Here is a 236-nt window from a genome sequence, read left to right as displayed (position 1 = left end):
GCCTTCAGCCGTGCGATGGTCTTGGCGGACAGGCCCTGGGCGTTCGGCCCCAGCAGGGCAGCCAGCGCCTCGCTGAAATCGCCGGTGGACACGCCCTCAAGGTAGAGCCAGGGCAACAGCTTCTCGACCGATTTCACCTTGCGCAGATATCGCGGCAGTATGCTGGGCGTGAAGGTGATCCTGTCCGCGCCAGGTTTCCGATCGCGGACACGCGGCACCTTCACCGGCACCGGTCC

At 66.1% G+C, this 236-nt stretch carries 1 protein-coding gene; it reads right to left on the bottom strand.

All coding sequences use genetic code 11. The annotated features are described in order from the left end of the window. The coding region (locus tag Q1A87_RS24050; protein ID WP_299657454.1) for a transposase at nucleotides 1-236 on the bottom strand (236 nt) is incomplete at both ends.

The organism is uncultured Jannaschia sp., from assembly GCF_947494055.1.
Classification (GTDB): Bacteria; Pseudomonadota; Alphaproteobacteria; order Rhodobacterales; family Rhodobacteraceae; genus Jannaschia.
Note: the sequence above shows the minus strand (reverse complement) of the source record. Positions and strands in the feature narration are given on the sequence as shown.